Origin of the sequence: Bacteroides sp. D55t1_190419_B8 (assembly GCF_015558905.1) — a bacterium.
GTDB classification, from domain to species: domain Bacteria; phylum Bacteroidota; class Bacteroidia; order Bacteroidales; family Bacteroidaceae; genus Bacteroides; species Bacteroides vicugnae.
Map to the genome: position 1 here is coordinate 23,166 of NZ_JADMOU010000020.1, position 19,494 is coordinate 42,659.

The 19,494-nt window shown below is 41.9% G+C and carries 10 protein-coding genes and 1 pseudogene; 8 read left to right on the forward strand and 3 right to left on the reverse strand.

Annotation, left to right across the window (positions count from 1 at the left end):
* The first annotated feature begins 26 nt into the window (after nucleotides 1-26).
* The 6 genes from I2I13_RS16275 to I2I13_RS16300 all read left to right on the forward strand — a co-directional run bounded on the left by I2I13_RS16275 (nucleotide 27) and on the right by I2I13_RS16300 (nucleotide 13,309).
* The gene (locus tag I2I13_RS16275) at nucleotides 27-1,529 is read left to right on the forward strand and encodes a glycoside hydrolase family 30 beta sandwich domain-containing protein (RefSeq protein WP_195649984.1); all 1,503 of its coding nucleotides are present in this window, start codon (nucleotides 27-29) and stop codon (nucleotides 1,527-1,529) included.
* 39 nt (nucleotides 1,530-1,568) lie between these two features.
* Nucleotides 1,569-2,972: a DUF5125 domain-containing protein gene (locus tag I2I13_RS16280; RefSeq protein ID WP_143259977.1), complete on the forward strand. Its 1,404-nt coding sequence runs from the start codon at nucleotides 1,569-1,571 to the stop codon at nucleotides 2,970-2,972.
* Nucleotides 2,973-2,985: 13 nt separating this feature from the next.
* Nucleotides 2,986-6,216, forward strand: a complete 3,231-nt coding sequence (locus tag I2I13_RS16285; RefSeq protein WP_195649985.1) for a TonB-dependent receptor — start codon at nucleotides 2,986-2,988, stop codon at nucleotides 6,214-6,216.
* Nucleotides 6,217-6,231: 15 nt separating this feature from the next.
* Entirely contained in the window at nucleotides 6,232-8,148 is a 1,917-nt protein-coding gene (locus I2I13_RS16290) for a RagB/SusD family nutrient uptake outer membrane protein (protein WP_195649986.1), read from the forward strand.
* A 133-nt stretch (nucleotides 8,149-8,281) separates the two neighbouring features.
* Nucleotides 8,282-10,918 (forward strand): glycoside hydrolase family 2 TIM barrel-domain containing protein, encoded by a 2,637-nt coding sequence (locus I2I13_RS16295; protein ID WP_195649987.1) that lies wholly within the window; start codon nucleotides 8,282-8,284, stop codon nucleotides 10,916-10,918.
* A gap of 30 nt (nucleotides 10,919-10,948) precedes the next feature.
* Nucleotides 10,949-13,309 carry an alginate lyase family protein gene (locus I2I13_RS16300; RefSeq protein WP_195649988.1) on the forward strand — a complete coding sequence of 787 codons (2,361 nt, stop codon included), beginning with the start codon at nucleotides 10,949-10,951 and terminating at the stop codon, nucleotides 13,307-13,309.
* A gap of 74 nt (nucleotides 13,310-13,383) precedes the next feature.
* Here the strand turns inward: I2I13_RS16300 and I2I13_RS24540 are convergent, their stop codons facing one another.
* From I2I13_RS24540 to I2I13_RS16310, 3 genes and pseudogenes are all read right to left on the reverse strand, one after another.
* Complete coding sequence (locus I2I13_RS24540; RefSeq protein WP_223225920.1) at nucleotides 13,384-14,142, reverse strand: ThuA domain-containing protein; 759 nt, start codon at nucleotides 14,140-14,142, stop codon at nucleotides 13,384-13,386.
* Nucleotides 14,119-14,784: pseudogene (locus I2I13_RS24545) on the reverse strand (ThuA domain-containing protein); the annotation flags it as partial. The pseudogene I2I13_RS24545 and the gene I2I13_RS24540, both read right to left, overlap by 24 nt.
* Before the next feature lie 297 nt (nucleotides 14,785-15,081).
* Complete coding sequence (locus I2I13_RS16310) at nucleotides 15,082-15,603, reverse strand: sigma-70 family RNA polymerase sigma factor (protein WP_195649990.1); 522 nt, start codon at nucleotides 15,601-15,603, stop codon at nucleotides 15,082-15,084.
* Nucleotides 15,604-15,944: 341 nt separating this feature from the next.
* On the opposite strand from I2I13_RS16310, the gene I2I13_RS16315 reads away from it, so the two are divergent.
* Both I2I13_RS16315 and I2I13_RS16320 read left to right on the forward strand, forming a co-directional pair.
* Nucleotides 15,945-18,389, forward strand: coding sequence for a glycoside hydrolase family 9 protein (locus tag I2I13_RS16315; RefSeq protein WP_195649991.1), 2,445 nt, complete (start codon nucleotides 15,945-15,947; stop codon nucleotides 18,387-18,389).
* 27 nt (nucleotides 18,390-18,416) lie between these two features.
* A complete protein-coding gene (locus tag I2I13_RS16320; protein WP_195649992.1) occupies nucleotides 18,417-19,451 on the forward strand; it encodes a glycoside hydrolase family 18 protein in 1,035 nt (344 codons plus the stop codon).
* The last annotated feature ends 43 nt before the right edge of the window (nucleotides 19,452-19,494 follow it).

The window sequence follows — 19,494 nt, forward strand, 5'->3', positions numbered from 1 at the left end:
CATCAAAATCTTAAAAAACTAAAGTTATGAAAAGCAAAAAAATCCTATTTCTTTTCCTTTTGTTAGGAATACAATTATCGCTCTATGCATCTTGTAGTCCCAACGAAAAATCCAGTCCGACAGACAATCAAGAAAAAAAGAACAAGGAGAATACTGATGTGACAGTATATATTACTACTGCAAACCGTGCATTCGATCTGGTTAAAAAGACTACCACATTAAAAAGCGGTTCCAGTATGTCACCGACAACTATCACTTTACAACCTGAAATCAAATATCAAAACATGGATGGTTTCGGAGCGGCAGTAACAGGCTCCACCTGCTTCAATTTGTCACTAATGCCTCCCCAGAAACGTTCTCAATTCTTAAAAGAGACCTTTTCTCCCACCGATGGCTTTGGCTTAAGTTACATTCGCATCTCTATCGGCTGTTCCGATTTCTCACTAAGCGAATATACTTGCTGTGATACCAAAGGTATCGAGAACTTCAACCTGACCATGGAAGAAAACAAATATATTATACCTATATTAAAAGAGATTCTGGCAATAAACCCGACACTTAAGATCATTGGCTCCCCCTGGACCTGTCCTAAATGGATGAAAGTGAATAATCTAACAGAAAAAAAACCTTATGATTCATGGACTTCCGGTCAGTTAAACCCTGCTTATTATCAAGACTATGCCATTTATTTTGCCAAATGGCTGCAGGCATTCAAAGATAATGGAATCAATATTTATGCCATAACACCCCAAAACGAGCCTTTAAACAGAAAAAACTCGGCCTCCCTCTACATGGGATGGAAAGAAGCCAGCAATTTTATAAAAACAGCTTTAGGACCGACACTACATTCCAAAGGCTTCTCTGACGTCAAAATCTACGCATTCGATCATAATTATAACTATGATAATATGGCTGACCAAAAAGGTTATCCGATAAACATCTACAAAGACGAGGAGGCTTCCAAGTACTTGGCTGGAGCTGCTTACCATGATTATGGCGGTACACGAGAAGAACTGAACATTGTACATGCGCAAGCACCGGATAAAGATTTGCTCTTCACCGAAACATCCATCGGTACGTGGAATAATGGACAAGATCTTACTAAATCCCTCATTCGAGATATGAATAATGTAGCTTTAGGCACAGTTAATAACTGGTGCAAAGGGGTAATCGTATGGAATCTGATGCTCGACAGTGACCGTGCTCCCAACCGTCCAGGCGGTTGCCGGACTTGTTATGGAGCGGTAGACATCAGCAACAGCGATTACACGACAATTACCCGCAATTCTCATTACTATATTATCGCACATATGTCATCGGTTGTCAAGCCTGGTGCCGTCCGCATCGGAAACAGCGGCCAACCAGGAGAGAATCTGACCTATGCAACCTTCCAAAATACTGATGGCAGCTACGCAGTAGTTATTTCAAATAATGGAAGTACCGATCAAGACATTCATATCAACGCTGAAGGAAATAACATCAGCTATAAAATACCAGCAAAGTCTATCACTTCCTTCCAGTGGAAATAATAAATTCATTAATATATTCACTAATTTAATTCTAATAATATGAGAAAATTAATCTTGCTATGTAGCATGATGTCGGCAGGACTTTTCAGCATTACATCATGTGACGATGCGAACGACGAGTTCGATGACAAGGGTAGTTGCTCTATCCTTTCATTCACGGGACAAGAAAGCGCATACATGGGCGATAGTATCGCTTTCAGCTTTCAGGTAGCCAGCCAGGGTGTTCCTCTTAATCAAGCTAAAGTACAGCTTTTATTTGATGAGAATATTGTATCGGAACGTTTCCTGAGTGTGGGAGAAAATAATACTTATTCCGCAAAGCTCTTTGTTCCTTTTTTGGCAAACGTGCCGGACGGTACTGCAAAAGTAGTGGTTTATGCCCAAAACGAGCGTTTTGCAAAAGACCGCAAAGAAAGAGAAATTCAGATTCAAAGACCACATTTTGAAAAGTTGTATCTGAAATCATCCAAAGGTGTGACCTATGAAATGACAGAAAATCCGAATGTAGCATTCGAATATGTAGCAAGCAGTCCTGATATGCCCTCTGATTTGGAAGGCTATATCGAGATTCCAGCCTACAAGACAAATGGAAATAAAATTACATTCGGTGCTGAAGATGGTATTGTGACACAAGGTTCTACTCAAAATATTGAATATATGATAGATCAGACCACTCCACGTGCCTGCTTCAACACAAAAACATTTGAAGCTAGTCCGGCTATAAAATTTGCATTAAACGGACAAGAATTTATCAAAAAGAACGATAACGAATTCTATGTCGAGAGAGAGATAAATCAAAACGAACGGATTGTCATCAGTGGAATGAAAAAAGAATGGGCGCAATATTGGATAGACCCTTCCTGGTTCAATTTCAAAAAAAACACCGAAAAGAAAGAACTTGTATTTAGAGCAATCACCGGAAAATATAAATTTACTGTGGATAAAAAGCTTAAATTCATCAAAGTAGAAGCGATGAATGGTGATGCAATGGCTTCTTTACTGGAAAACGGAACCGGTACAATCTGGACCAGCGGTAATAATGCTATTGGAAAACCGAATCTAACGAGCAATAATATCAACTGGTCTCCTGCCAAAATGTTCTGTCTATCTCCAATAGAAACAAACAAATATGAGTTCATATTTGAAGGTGGAAAACAATTAGGAACAGGCTCTTTGAATTTTAAATTCTTTTACGACAACACACAATCGGACGGAAGCGCAGATGCTCCTTTAGCATTCAACCAACATAATAAATTAAACCTCATAGGAAATGCGGGAACATATCTTACTGTCAGTGGCACTGATGGTAATATCAAACACGCATCTACAAAGTTCGCAGCGGGACAATTTTATCGTCTGACGATAACCGTAGCAAACGAGAGCCGTAAAGGAGAACTTGATATTGAAGAAATTAATGAGACGCTTCCCAAAGAAGTTGACTAATAAATAATATACAATGAAAAAGATTAAATATTGTGCAGCCTTGTTTGCTCTATTTATAACAATGCAACCGGGCATAGTTTTAGCAGACCCTTCCGGTATAGCCAATAAAGTAGCCGATGCACAGGTTATAACACAAAAGAATTTACAAAAAACAATCACGGGTGTAGTTATGGACACTAATGGAGAATCTATCATCGGAGCCACTGTACTTGTAAAAGGAACTTCACGTGGTACAGCCACCGACATTGACGGTCGTTTTACCATCAATGCTGCCGAAGGTGATGAACTGGAATTCCGCTATGTCGGTTACATAACTGTCGTCGAGAAAGTAAAAAAAGACACACGTACAATCAATATACGTATGGAAGCAGATGCAGTCAACCTGGAAGACGTTGTTATAGTCGGTTACGGACAACAGAAAAAGGAAAGTGTTGTAGCTTCCATGTCAACTATCGGCCCGGCAGAGCTTCATGTTTCAAGCCGAAGCCTGAATAACAACATTGCCGGTAAAATTTCAGGTGTTATTGCCGTACAACGTTCCGGTGAACCGGGATGGGATGACGCACAGTTCTGGATTCGTGGTGTAAGTTCCTATGCAGGTGGTACAGATCCACTCGTATTGGTAGACGGTGTACCTCGTTCCATGAGTGATATTGACGTAGACGAAATTGAATCTTTCACCGTATTGAAAGACGCGTCCGCCACAGCAGTATATGGCGCTGAAGGTGCCAATGGTGTTATTTTAGTTACTTCCAAACGTGGTAAACAACAAAAAACCCGTGTCAATGTCAGTGCACAGTATGGTATTTCTACTCCGATGCGTGTTCCATCTTTGCTTAATTCCTATGATTACCTAAGTCTTTACAACGAAGCACAATGGAATGACGCGGGTAACCCACAAGTTGGATTTCAACCTACTACCAGTGATGAAGAACTGGAATTATACCGTAACGGCAGCGACCCCGATCTATATCCTAATACAGATTGGATGAGCATGCTCCGTAAACATACACAAAACCAACGCTATACCATCAACTTCCGTGGTGGTGGCGAGCGTGTACGTTTCTTCGTTTCCGGTGCCTACTATACAGAGGACGGTATTTATAAAAAGAACAAAGTTGTGGAGGGAGTAGACACCAATGTCAGCTTCAAACGTTACAATCTCCGTTCTAATGTAGACTTTGATTTGACGAAAACAACCAAAATGGCTGTCGATATGAGCGGGCAGTACATCAACCGTGTAGCACCGAGCAAAACATCTGACGAGATTTTCAGCACGATGACTTTATTCCCGACTCACTTGATTCCAATGATTTTCTCGGATGGAACACCGGCAGAACATTATCAGGCAGATAATGGCGGATATCGTCGTAATCCGTTCAACTATCTTTATTATAGTGGTTACAGCAAGTCATGGAAAGCGACCATACAATCTAAGATCAGTCTGGAACAACAACTTGAATTTATCACTAAGGGATTATCGGTAAAAGGTGTATTAAGCTTTGACGCTGAATCTGAACAGTATGTAAACCGTGCTATGACTCCAACCACTTACTACGTTAATAAAAGTAATGGCGGCGGACGGGATTCGGAAGGAAACCTCATTTATACATTGAAAGAAAGCGGGAGTGCCTTGAGCAATCCCAGTAACGGTTCTACCGGTGGCAGTAAGAAAATATATATCGAAGCTTCTTTGAACTATAAAAACACATTTGCTCAAAAGCACGATGTAACCGGTATGCTTCTATATAATCAGAAAGAGACACAAAAACAAAATCAATCCGGATTAAACTTGCTGCCTTATCGTAAACAGAGCGTTGTAGGACGTTTCACTTATGGATTTGACAACCGATATATGCTCGAAGGAAGTTTTGGGATGACAGGTAGTGAAAACTTTGCGAAAGGAGAACGTTGGGGTATCTTCCCGGCTATTGGTGGTGCCTGGTTCCTTAGCCATGAAAAGTTCATGCAACCATTGGAAAAGGTGGTAAATAAGTTGAAACTGAGAGCTTCTTACGGACGTACCGGTAATGACGATTTAGGTAATGGTGTCACACGCTTCCCATATCGTCCTACAGTAAATGCCAATGCCAGCGGATACAATCTTGGTATTAATGCACTAACCAATGTTACAGGCACTCACTGGATAGCAGGTGCCAGCGAACAAAGACCGGCCGCTCCGCTTTTGCATTGGGAAATTGAAGATAAAATCAATGCCGGATTCGACTTAGGACTTTTCGAAGGACGTATCGATATGTCTGTTGACTATTTCTCCAACCGTCGTCACGACATTTTGGAAACTCGTAATTCAATACCATCAATGACAGGGCTACGCCAAGGGCCACTTCAAAACTTCAGTATCGTAACAAACAAAGGTATTGACGGTAATATCACTTACAAAGAACATTTCGGTAAGTTGAATATGACCTTCCGCGGCAATTTCACCTACACGAAAAATAAGATTATCGAATGTGATGAAATCAAACATGTTTTTCCCTATCAGGATCTGACTGGAAATACTATTGGCACACCATTCATTTATATAGCTGACGGTCTTTACACTCCGGATGATTTCAACATCACCCGTGATCCGGTCACCGGTGCCGAAAGTTATGAGCTGAAATCACATTTGCCTAATCCGGGAGCAAAGGTATCTCCGGGTGACATTAAATACCGTGACTTAAACAATGATAATGTAATTGATGGAAATGACCAAACTTACTTATCTGGAATGAACTCTCAAAACCCTAAGTGTGTCTACGGTTTCGCTGTAGATTTCGAATATAAAGGTTTCTTTGGTGGCATCTTCTTCCAGGGTAGTGCCGGTACCTCAGTTAATCTAATGGCTAAAGCAAGTAACTTCATGCCTTTCAATGGCGGTAAAGATGCTTCATCGGCACGTACTGAAGCTATGAATCGTTGGACTGCATCCAACCCATATAATCAGAATGTACTTTATCCCCGTATGCATACTACTGCATTCGATTATAATCTTAAACCTAGTACATGGTGGTATAGAGATGCAAGTTTCCTTCGTCTGAAAAATATAGAGTTCGGTTATCAGTTCAATAAAAAACAGTTGAGAAAGTTACAAATGCAAAACTTACGTCTTTATGTACAGGCAACCAACCTCGCAACATGGGATAAAGTTAAATACTGGGATCCTGAATTGAGCAAAGCCAATTCAGGAGCTAAATATCCATTATCCAGCACTTGGACAATCGGACTGGAAGTTACATTTTAAAAAAAGGAAAGAATCATGAAACTAAAAAACATTATATATACGGCTGTTTTGGCAGCAGGATTGTGTATCGGAACCAATTCTTGTTCTGATTACCTGGATATATCCAGTGAACTATCGGCTGATTTAAGTATCGAAGAAATATTCGAAACCCCCAAATATACCCGCCAATGGCATGCTAACATATTCAATTGCATCAGCGAATATTCAGAAATGGGATCGGAAATGAACGCATTCCGAAACCCTTGGGCCAATCTTAGCGGTGAAGTGACTTCCGAGGGTGCCAGTTCCAAAAACGTAATGACAGCAGGATATACAGCAGCCAATGCCGGTTATCATCGTTGGGCTACCCTCTACCAGTATATCCGCCAAGCAATGATCTTCCTCGAAAGAGGAAAAGCCATTGGCTCCGGTACAGAAATCATAACAGAAGCCGAAATGGCCCAGATGAAAGACGAAGCTCGTTTTTTCTTAGCATATAGCTACTTCAGTTTATTTGAGCTATATGGCCCTGCACCCATTGTCACCGTGATTGATGATGCTTCTTATCCTACTGTGAATGATTATATGCGTCCATCTGTAGACGAAATGGTAGAACATATAGATAAGATTCTGAATGATCTTATCAGTCCCGACAGTAATCTTCCCGAGTCCGTAGTCACTTCAGTGGATGCTGACGGCAGAGCCAACGGCTATAACCTGAATGACATTGTCCGCCCGACTAAAATCACAGCAATGGCACTGCGTGCCAAATTATGGGTTTACGCTTCTTCCAAATTGTTTAACGGTGGTTTCGGACAAGATTTAGCAGATAAAGACGGAAAGAAACTGTTCCCGGCCGAAGACAAAAATAAATGGAAAAAAGCAGCAACGTATCTGGAGAATTTGATTACTGCTGCAGAAGCTGCCGGACACAGACTGTACGAAAAGTATGATAACGCCGGCAATCTGGACGTAAACCAAACCCTATATCTGTTATTCCAAAACTATACGGAAGAAATATTATGGTGTACTTCCAATAACGACTGGAGTAATAACACCAAGATGGAAAAACGTACAACCCCACGCGACATTGCTTCTTCTTATGGCAACATCGGACCTAGTCAGGAATCTGTCGATATGTTCTTCACCAAAGAAGGACTGAACATCAATGACCCCGGAACCAACTATAACGAAACAGGTTTCGCCGACGTTGCAAATCCTGATAACAACAACAAAACCGACCGTGTATTCAGTATGTATGCCGACCGTGAGCCACGGTTCTATCGTGATGTTCTTTACCAAGGAAGAAGTTGGTTTGCTAATTACATGGCGATCAACCCTAATTACAGATTGGATTTCTCCAAAGATGGTGGTGCAGGCCCGGCAGGAAACAACTCTAAATGTGGCTACATGATCAGCAAATTCAAAAATGTATCAATCACATTCCAAGGGAGCAATAATAGTAATATTGGCCGTCCATCCATCCTTTTCCGGTTGGCAGACTTCTACCTCTACTATGCAGAAGCTTTGAATGAAATAAATCCTCGTGACCCGAAAATCATCAGTTATATTGATAAGGTACGCGAACGTGCCGGTATTCCGGGCTATCAGGCACTGAAGGATGCAGGGAAGAAAGACATCATTGGAGATTATACCAAACAACAGAAAGCAATCCAAAACGAACGTTTTGTCGAATTATTCTGTGAAGGACAACGTTACTTTGATATCCGCCGCTGGATGATCTGTGGCAAAGGCCAAGATGCTGACCAGACCCAGTTCCATGGCATGGATCAGTATGGAGACCCAACTGTTGCAATCGGACAACAAGGTTCATTCTATCGTCGCACACAATTGGAAAAAAGATTATGGGATGACAAGATGTATCTCTACCCGGTGCCACAAAATACAGTCAATCTAAGCGAGGGATTAATTGTACAAAATCCGGGATGGTAATTTTTTCTTGAACAATTCTTCATAGGTTCTCAAAAAGGTTATAGATTGTTTTAACTAGAGGAAAAAGGCAGAATCAAAGAGTCCCGACAAAGACCTGATTCTGCCTTCTCTTCATCTATTCAATTACAATATCATGAAAAGAAAAGTACTTTTTTCACGACTGCTCCTTCTAACTTGCCTAAGTTTATGTTTCCAATATGCCACAGCCCAACGCGAAATGAGAACAATCAACTCTGGTTGGTTATTTGCCAAAGGGGTACAACCGGACAGTGCGGCTTTCACTCCCGTTTGTATTCCTCACACGTGGAATACGGACGCTTATACTGATAAAAAATATTATCGGGGGACGGCCTGGTATCAAAAAACACTCACACTTTCCGAGCAATGGAAGGACAAACAGATTTTTCTACGATTCGAAGCAGTCAGCCAAGTTGCCGATATATACATTAACGGACAATTGGCAGGACAACACAAAGGCGGTTATACCGCATTCACCATAGACATTACCCCTTTCTGTTCTTTTTCCATTCCTAATTTATTAACTATACGGGTAGATAACGCACAGGACAATGTGCCACCCATTTCGGGCGACTTTACTTTTTTTGGCGGTATCTATCGGGATATATGGCTTATAACCGTACCCAAACAACATTTCTGTCTCAACAATAATGGTTCGGACGGTATTTTCATCAGTACTCCGCACGTTAGTGAATCAGAAGGCACACTCTTTATTAAAGGCAGCCTTCGCAACGATGCTACTACCCAAACGGAGCTAGAAATCATTAATACACTCTATGCCCCGGATGGCAGCATTATCCAACGCCTGCACCGGACAGTAAAAATAGCCCCCGGCGAGGACTATACATTTAAAGAATCGCCCAAACCTGTGAGTAATCCACAACTTTGGTCACCGGAAACTCCCCACCTCTATCGAGTAGAAACAACCTTATTAAACCGGAAAAATCGGCAACAACTCGACTGTGTAAGTCACCATATCGGCTTCCGTTGGTATCATTTTGACGGAGAAAACGGATTCTCACTTAATGGAAAACCTTACAAATTGAACGGCATCTGTCGTCATCAGGATCAAAAGCCTTTCGGAGTGGCACTTAGCGACGAAATGCACCGGCGAGATATATTGCTGATGAAAGAAATGGGAGTCAACTTTATCCGTATTTCCCACTACCCGCAAGATCCGGCTATCCTCGAACAATGTGACAAGCAGGGAATACTGGCATGGGAAGAGATTCCAATTATTGACATTGTCCCCGAATCGGAAGAATATGCCAATACCTGTGAGCAAAACCTGCGTGAGATGATTCGCCAACATTACAATCACCCGGCAATCATCACTTGGGGATATATGAATGAAATCCTATTAGTCACCCAACGCCAATACAAAACTCAAGAAGAACAAAAGCCGGTATTGGAACGTACATTGGCACTGGCACACCGGCTCGAAAAAGTATTAAAAGAAGAAGATCCATACCGCAACAGCACTATAGCATTTCACGGAAGTAACCATTACAATACCGTAGGACTGGGAAACATTACCGATATAATAGGTTGGAATCTGTATCAAGGATGGTATGGAGGCGAACTAAAAAGCTTCGACCTCTTTCTTGAAGAACAACATCGCCAATATCCTTCCCACCCCATAATTGTAAGCGAATATGGTGCCGGTTCAGATCGTCGCCTACATTCTTTTGAACCGAAATGTTTTGATTTTAGCATAGAATATCAGCAAAAATATCTGGAACATTATCTTCCGGTTATAACTGACACTCCTTATATCTGTGGTGGAACACATTGGAACTTTATTGATTTTTCGGCAGCCTTACGGGATGAAGCGACACCCCGAATCAATAACAAAGGGTTAGTCTATTCCAACCGTACCCCAAAAGATGTGTTCTACTATTACAAAGCAATGTTTCGTAAAGATATTCCTGTACTGCACATCGCATCGCGCGACTGGACTCATCGTGCAGGTATTCTCCAGAAAGGAGCAACAAGAGTGACACAGCCTGTAAAGGTATATACTAATCTCCCTGAAGTGGAACTTTTCCTTAATGGACAGTCACTGGGAAAGAAACAATGCGAAAATTGCACCGCCAGTTTCAATGTTCCATTCAGAGAAGGCAAACAACTACTTCTAGCAAAAAGCAAAAATATAGAAGATGCCATTGAGGTATACTTTTCTCCCGTTCCCGCCCAATTGACAAAAGATAATATAAATGGAATAGAACTTGCAGTGAACGTGGGAAGCAATTGTTTCTACACAAGCGACGAAAGTCAGTTGACATGGGTGCCCGACCAGCCTTATACTCCTGGCAGTTGGGGATACATCACACATGACACTGCTAAAAGAGAGAACAATCGCGAAGAATCCACACAAACAGAAATTACCCTGACTGGTGACAATCCACTTTACCAGACAGCCCGCAGCAGACTGGAAGGTTATCAGTTCGATGTACCCAACGGAATATATGAACTCGAACTTTTGTTTGCAGACATCTTCCAGACCAGCGAAAAAATTCCCTATTTACTGGGTAGCGGACAAGGCGGAACAATCAGCCTCGGCAACGCATTCCATATCTTAATCAATGGGCAACAAGTAGAAGAAGCCTGTTGTCCATCATCAGAGAGTGGCACCTTCCGTGCTATAAAAAAACGTTTTATTGTTCCTGCCAAAGAAAACAAGATCAATATCCAGCTGAAAACAATCAACGGAAAAAATTTTTTGAATGGAATAAAACTAAGGAAATTATAAATATTTATTTTTGTAAAAAACTGTATATACATGAAGAACTTTATACGAACCAAACGCATCTGCATACTTTTTGTATACCTCCTCATCTTAATGCCGGCTCATGCCCAGTCCATTTGGGATAAGACAAATCTGGAAAAAGTAAAGCAACAAATTGATCAACCAGCTTACCAAACCGCCTATAATGCATTGCTAGAGCGAGCGGAACAGGCTTTGAAACAGCCCAACCTCTCTGTTATGATGAAAGAAAAGACAGCTATCAGTGGTAATAAGCACGACTACTACAGCCAAGCCCGCTACTTCTGGCCTGATCCTACTAAACCTGACGGTAAACCGTATATAAACCGTGACGGTATCTCCAACCCTGAATTAAATAAGCTGGATCGCAATCGCCTGGGTAACATGGCGAATAATGTCACCGCACTCTCGCTGGCATGGTACTTCAGTAACGATGAACGTTATGCACAAAAAGCTGTAGAACAATTGCAGGTGTGGTTCCTCAATAAAGAAACCTTGATGAATCCTCATCTTAAATATGCGCAGGTAGCTCCCGGTCACGGAAACGATGAAGGTCGTTCTTTCGGTATAATAGATACTTATTCTTTTGTAGAAATGCTGGAAGGCGTTCAGTTACTGGAAAAGTCCGCCGCTTTCAGCAAAAAGGATCAGAAAGCCCTTAAAGCATGGTTCAGCAAATTATTGGACTGGATTCAGAATAGCAAACAAGGAAAAGAAGAATCTAAACAAAAGAACAACCACAGCACTGCCTATGATGCGCAAGCCATCGCTTTTGCCCTATACACCGGCAATACCCGATTGGCTAAATCCATTCTGGAACAGGTTCCCGAAAAGCGTATCTACAAACAAATAGCTCCGGATGGGAAACAGAAAGAAGAGCTGTGGCGCACTCTAGCATTCGGCTATTCCGAATACAATTTACAGCATCTCATTGATATCGCCACCATATCACAAAAACTAAATATTCCCATCCATCAAGCCAGCTCAGAAGATGGCAGAAACATTTATAAAGCAGCCGATTATCTGAAAAACTTTTTAGGCAAGGAGGTTTCCGCCTGGCCTTACAAGCAAATCAGCGATTGGCAGGGTAAGCAGCAGGAGCTATGCAAAGATCTCTATCGACTTTATTTACTAGATCCTACTCGTACGGAATATAAGAAAGCATTCTTCCGTTATTGGAACCAAAATAAGAAAGACCGTTTCAGTTTACTGTTTTTACATCCGGACGATGCCAATCAATTACCGAATGAAACAGACCGTATGTTTACCTTTGCCGCCCATCAGCTGAAATTTGCCATCCAATGCACGGCAGATACCCGAAAAAATACAAAAGATAAAAAAAGAATCAGTCCGCGAAGTATCGAGAAAGATGGTAGTTTACGCATTGTCCGTCCATGGGACTGGTGTTCCGGCTTCTTCCCCGGCTCATTATGGCAACTCTATGCTTACACAAAGGATAATTATTGGAAAGAACAGGCAGCCACCCACACTTGGCCTTTGGAAGAAATTAAGAACCATCGTGGGACGCACGACCTGGGATTTATGGTCTATTGCTCTTTTGGGCAAGGTTATGAACTGACCGGAGACACCACATTCCGAAATGTAATCATTCAAGCAGCCCAAACATTAAGTACCCGTTACAACCCGACCGTTAAAGCAATCCGTTCATGGGACTTCAACCGCGAAAAGTGGCAATATCCGGTCATCATCGACAATATGCTCAATCTGGAACTCTTGTTCCGCACCACCCAACTGACTGGGGATTCCTTATACTATCAGATAGCTGTCAATCATGCCAATACCACACTAGCCAATCACTTTCGTCCCGATGCCTCTTCCTATCATGTGGTAGATTATGATCCACAGACCGGAACTGTTCGCATGAAGTGTACGCATCAAGGACTCTTTGATGAATCGGTATGGAGTCGTGGACAAGCCTGGGGACTCTACGGATATACTATGTGTTATCGTTTCACCCATAATCCGGCATATCTGGCACAAGCAGAAAAGATTGCAGACTATTTCTTCCATCTGCCCGATTTACCTAAAGATTTCATTCCATATTGGGATATGAAGGATCCTGCAATTCCCAACTCTCCGAGAGATGCTTCTGCCGCTGCTGTCATGGCTTCGGGCCTGTATGAGTTATCAACCTATGTATCAGGAGAAAAAGGCAGACAGTATAAAGCAACAGCAGACAAAATCATTAGCAGCCTCAACCAAGACTATCGCGCTGCAGAAGATAGTACCCAAGGATTCCTATTACTCCATTCCACAGGTAACTATCCTGCTAAAGATGAGATCGACGTACCGATCTCCTATGCTGATTATTACTATTTGGAAGCACTCTTGAGGAAAAATCAATTAGAGAAGTAAAGTAAGTTATCAGTTCCCTATGGAGACACGCCAGTTCCCACATCGGAAAATGACAGTGTCTCATAGGGAAACAGCTATTGGAATGGATTTCCTTTCTTATTGGTTGAAATAATCCATCTCAATGCATTAAAGAAAAGGTAATTCTGTGTCGGATCACAGAAGATGCGGTCGCCATGTCCCATATTCAGATAAATCATACGATAATCTGTGTTAGTCCAGACCACAGGCAAGTCTCCGTCAGGTATAATATCTTTCAATCCAATCGGATAATTCTCCGGTGAAAGTGTCAGAAGTACTTTCACATTCTTACGTTCACGGGGACTTGGTTTCCATTGATACCATTCATTTGCCGGAGAAATATATGAAGAAGGCATACCTTTGACTACTGGATGTGCCGGATCGTCTACCACCAATTTAGCAGGTTGCGGCGGCCAGTTATTGCGATGAAACACACTACCACCAATAAAATCGACAAACCATTGCCAATCAAAACCCTCCATGTTAAAATTAGCAGAATGGAATCCCATCCATCCGCCCCCATTTTCCATATATCGCTGGAAAGCCATGCGCTGTTCCCGTGTATGCGCAGGCAAATCATTCAGGGAGATAACTAGTTGATAGTTACGAAGAGTCGCATCATTCACCTTGTTCCAGTTACTGGTCGTATCACAAATGAACCCTTCGCCATAAGTAGCCTTATGAAGAAAATCCATTGCATCACGGGCAAACTCCCGATGCGCCGTTTCAACGTGTGGATTGTAAAATGCCAGCACCTTGAAACGAGGGAACCATTTAGCAGGCCCGGCAGCCCAAAGAACAGCATTACCAAACATGGTCGTAAAGTCCTTGTTTTTCAGCAAATCCGCATGATGTCCCATAAGAAAATAAACATTACGTGCTTTCATTCTCTCATTCACCCACACTACAGGATGGTCCCCCATCTTTATGTTTGATGCCGGTTCATAACTGGATTCGTCAACATGTGCCAATACACGTACATTACGACGGGGACTACGATCGAAAGTATACCATTCGTCATGCGGTAAAGTAAACGATTTACTCACTCCTTTCATCACCGGATGCGAATGCTGCTCCAGTTCCACTTTACCGGACGCTGTAGGAGCGATATAGTTTTTAAACCGAATCCCCCCCATGAAGTCGGAAAACCAATCCCACATCGGATAGCCATCAAAATTTCCCAACAGCGTAGCGTGATGAAAGCCTACCCATCCTCCACGTCCTTCTTCAATATAACGTTCGAAAGCTTTTTTCGACTCATCACTCCAAGTGTAAGGCGGAAAATCCAGTTGGATAAACACTTTAAATTCTGCCAGAAATGCCTCATTGATCTTTGAAGTGTTATTTATTTCAGTTACTTCAAACCGGTTCTCTCTGGCAAAATCTTTCAACCAAGCAAGTGCTGCATCGGTGAAACCACCGTGTTGCCCACCACGTTCAGTGAGCACTAACACTTTAAACAGTGGAGTCGCATCCGTCTTTTCCATTGCCTGCAGCGTATTGATAAAAAACACGCCCAAGAGGAATATTATCACTATAATTCGTTCTTTCATCTCAACCCATAATTCTGTTTTCATAATCACATTGTTTTAAAATTAATACAGTTCCATATCTTCAATCGGACAAGCACCCATTCAGCAAAATATGAAGGCAAATTTGTAAAAAGGACTGAAAGCCCGAAAACATTATCAATGCACGAAAACCATCAATAACATGGATTCGTTGCAACTATATAATTTGATCTATTCCTCAGTTTATAAATAATCTTTCAAGGCAATACGTAGTGCACGTTGCGCTTTACTCACATGATAATCAATTCCTTTGGCAGAAATTCCAATTCGACAGGCAGCTTCATGATACGTCATCTCATGAATACGAATCATCTGAAACACCTTCTGCGTCCGTTCAGGAAGCATAGCAAGTGTCTGTGTCAAGATATGACACACTTCTTCCGAAAACAGTTCACAATGACTTGCCTCTTTCCAACTGCAGATACTTATACGTAGTTCTTGCCGCTGACTATTACAAATATCATTAAAAACAGCCTGTTTTACTTGCTCATGCCGCAAATAATCATAAGATTTATTGCGCAAAATTGTAATAAGCAACCGACGGGTACTCTCAACATCTTCCACTTTTATTTCCCTCCATACTTTCAATAAGGCTTCAGTAGCAATATCTTCCGAGACTCCTTCATCACGCACATAGTACTTGACAAAGCAACAAGCTTTCTTATAATACAAGTTATAAATGTAGCTAAAAAAACGAGATGACATAGTTTTATTTATCTTTGAGTATTAGTTGTTTTTCAGCGATTAGTGAATGATGCAAACATACTGATTACAAGCAAAAAAGCAGAGGAAAAAACAAGAAAATACACCTCACAAAAGAAGTATAGAACAAAGACAAGAAAGCAAGAAAAAAGGATGTTATTTCATTATAAATCAACAACATAAAGAAACAATGAGAAAGTATTGACGTATTCAAACATACTTGCAGTAGTAGTAATGAAGTAGTGGAAAAAGAGTTATTCTTCTCATTTTTTTCCAGAAAAACGACTTATCCTGCTAGGAAACAGGCTTCCTTAAACGTCCTTTATTGTAAAGGAAAGAATATAATGAGAAAACACGTATTATTCACATGCGCTATCGGATGTTTTTGCATGGCGACAATGGGTACGTCCGCACAGGAATCACCCCAACAAATGAAAGAGATAATTATAAAAAGTGGAGTAATACACCGCCCACTTCCGTTGGCTGTCTCCCGTTCACTGGAAGAAGCAGGGCTGAAAAAGAAGGTACTCGTTTCTACTCCTCTATGTACCATGGAAAGTCTTAAAGGATGGATCCACCACGGTATCGGAAAGATGGAACGAAGTACAGAAAAAAGCATCACCGGAAACGGAAGTCTGAAGTTGACCGTTCCAACGACTCGTCAGGGGTGGAAGAATTCTGACCATGCTGTCTATGGATACTCCCAAGCTACTTTCGATGTGAAAGGTGCCAATTGGGAGAAATACAATCGTATCTTCTTCTATATCTATCCCGACTGTGAAGGAAGTCGTAACACACACCTGAATCTATATCTGTTCAATGATGGAATATTAAAAATACCCGACGAATACGGGCGGGAAGGTGCTCATGAAATTAATCTTATAAATCGTCAATGGAACAAATGTTATCTCGAAATCAGTGAACTGCCCCGTGATAGAATTACTCGATTGACTTTCGGCTCCACAGCCTTTGGTCGTGACCGAACCACCGGAGAAACGCAAGAATTCTATATTGACGGAATCGAACTTCAACAAATCGATAATCCTGAGATCGTAAGCGGATGGTTGCCGGAAAAGGAACGTATTGTTTACTCTACCAGCGGTTACACAGTCAAAGGGAATAAAATGGCTGTCACGACCCCTCAAACCGATTCTCCCAACAAGCAGTTCCAGCTACTGAATGCCACAAACAAAATACCTGTCTATACAGGAACCATCAGAAACGAGCAAACAGCCATCGGCCTTTTTGGTATTCTCGATTTCTCCGACTTCAACCAATCTGGTAATTACTATCTCCAAACCGACTCATTCACAACTCCTTCTTTCCGTATCGGAGAAAATATATGGGAGAACTCGGTCTGGAAGGCTCTGAACTTTATCTTCTGCGAACGTTGCGGATACCCTGTCCCCGGCAAGCACGATTACTGCCATGCCGATATCTATGCCAAGCACAACGGACGAACTCTTGCTTACAACGGTGGATGGCATGATGCCGGGGATATGTCACAACAAACCATGCAAACAGGGGATGTTATGTTCGCCCTCTTCGAAATGGCCAATAAAACAAAAGAAAAGAACACCCTACTCTATCAACGCCTACTGGAAGAAGCCAAATGGGGACTAGACTTTATCTTAAAATGCCGCTTTGGAGATGGATACCGTGCAAGCAGTGCCGGTATGGCTATATGGACTGATAATATGACAGGCAACGAAGACGACACTCCTGCCCGCGTACACAATAATTCGTTTGACAATTTCCTGTTTTCAGGAATGGAAGCCTACGCCGCTCTCTCTATTGATGATGACCCAGCTTTAAAAGAGTCATTAATCAGCACGGCCAAGGAAGATTTCGAATTTGCCCTGACAACACATAAAGAAATAGGATACGGATATTTCAAAATATTCTGGGAACACAGCTACAACACTTCTGAAAGCCAATATATGGCAACAGCATCATGGGCTGCCAGCCAACTTTACCGACTGACCGAAGAAAAATACTATTCCCGCCATGCCGTTGAATTTGCAGAATATGTTCTCGCCAGCCAACGCACAATCCCCATACAAGACAAAGACCATCTTTCCGGCTTCTTCTACCGCAACCATGAGCAAAAAATAATCACTCATTTCAATCATCAATCACGTGACCAAATCTATATGCAATCGCTTATCGCACTTTGCGAGACACAACCGGAGCATATCTACTATAATAAATGGAAAAAAGCCATTGAGCTGTATGCCGGCTACCTGAAAAGCATCACTCGTTACTCACATCCCTATCGAATGATACCCAGCGGTATATATCATATCGGTGAAGCAAAGGATAATACCAGTTTCTATGCTCAACATTTATTTCCGGGCGAGCAGGCTGTGAACAACTACACTCGACAGTTGGAAAATGGTATCCGTCTGGATAAAGAACATTATCTACGTATCTTCCCCGTTTGGTTTTCTTTCCGGGGAAATACAGCTATCCATCTCGCAACAGGAAAAGCTGCTGCTCTCTGCGGTAATTTTCTGAACGACCGTGAACTAAAAGAGATAGCCGAAGACCAACTAAGATGGACTGTCGGAAAAAATCCGTTCGGACAATCTTTGATGTATGGAGAAGGAGACCGATATGCACAACAATATGCCGCCTTACCGGGTGAAATGACCGGTGAACTACCGGTAGGCATTCAAACAAAATATAATGAAGACAAACCCTATTGGCCACAATGGAATAATGCCACATATAAAGAAGTATGGGTGACATCAGCAGGCAAATGGTTATCCTTGATAGCAGAATTATAAAACAACCCTCTTAAACTGAATAATAGAATGAAAAAAAATTATTATGTATTTATCACATGGATTACTACTGTAATCCTTTACTGTCTTCCACTCCATACAAATGCCACAAAAAAGAATGCTCCGGTAGTTGTCGCATACGTCACCTCATGGAGTCATATCCTTCCCGACCCGGAAGTAGTCACGCACATCAACTACGCCTTCGGGCATATCAATGAAAACTTCAACGAGATAGGTATTACCAACGAAGAACGATTACGAACGATTGTCAAATTGAAAAAAAAGAAACCAACCCTGAAGATACTTCTTTCCATCGGTGGATGGGGCAGCGGACGTTTCAGCGAAATGGCCGCATCAGCCGAACATCGGGCTGAATTTGCGGCAGACTGCAAACGGATAATTCACGAATACAATCTGGATGGTATCGACATCGACTGGGAATACCCTACCAGCAAAGCTGCCGGTATCTCTGCTTCTCCTGAAGACACCTCAAACTACACTCAGATGATGAAAGAAATACGCAAAGCCATTGGAAAGAAGAAACTACTGACACTAGCCTCAGTAGCAAGCGGACAGTACATTGACTTTACCGCAATCAAACCATACATAGACTTTGTCAATATCATGACCTACGACATTGCCAATCCGCCCTACCACCATGCGTCACTGTTTCGTTCCGTTTTTACGCATGGGATATCTTGCGAGGAAGCTGTAGAGGCGCACGTAAGGGCAGGCATACCTATTCATCGCCTGGTGCTCGGTATCCCTTTCTATGGTCATGGCAAAGAAAGTATTACCAATTTTATCAATTATAAGGATATTGTTAAACTGATTGATAACGGTATGTACATTAGAAAATGGGACGCACAGGCCAGAGTTCCTTATCTTGTGAATACGGACGGGAAGATGGTATGCACATACGAAGATACCGAATCCATTGACAGGAAATGCCTGTTTATCCGTGAAAGAGGTATGCTGGGCGCAATGTATTGGGATTATGACGGAGACGATGCACAAGGAACACTACGAAAAGCAGTATACAAAGGAGTGAAGAGAAAAAAATAAAGGCGGTTTATAATAACCGCCTTCACCTACAATTTTCCCCAAC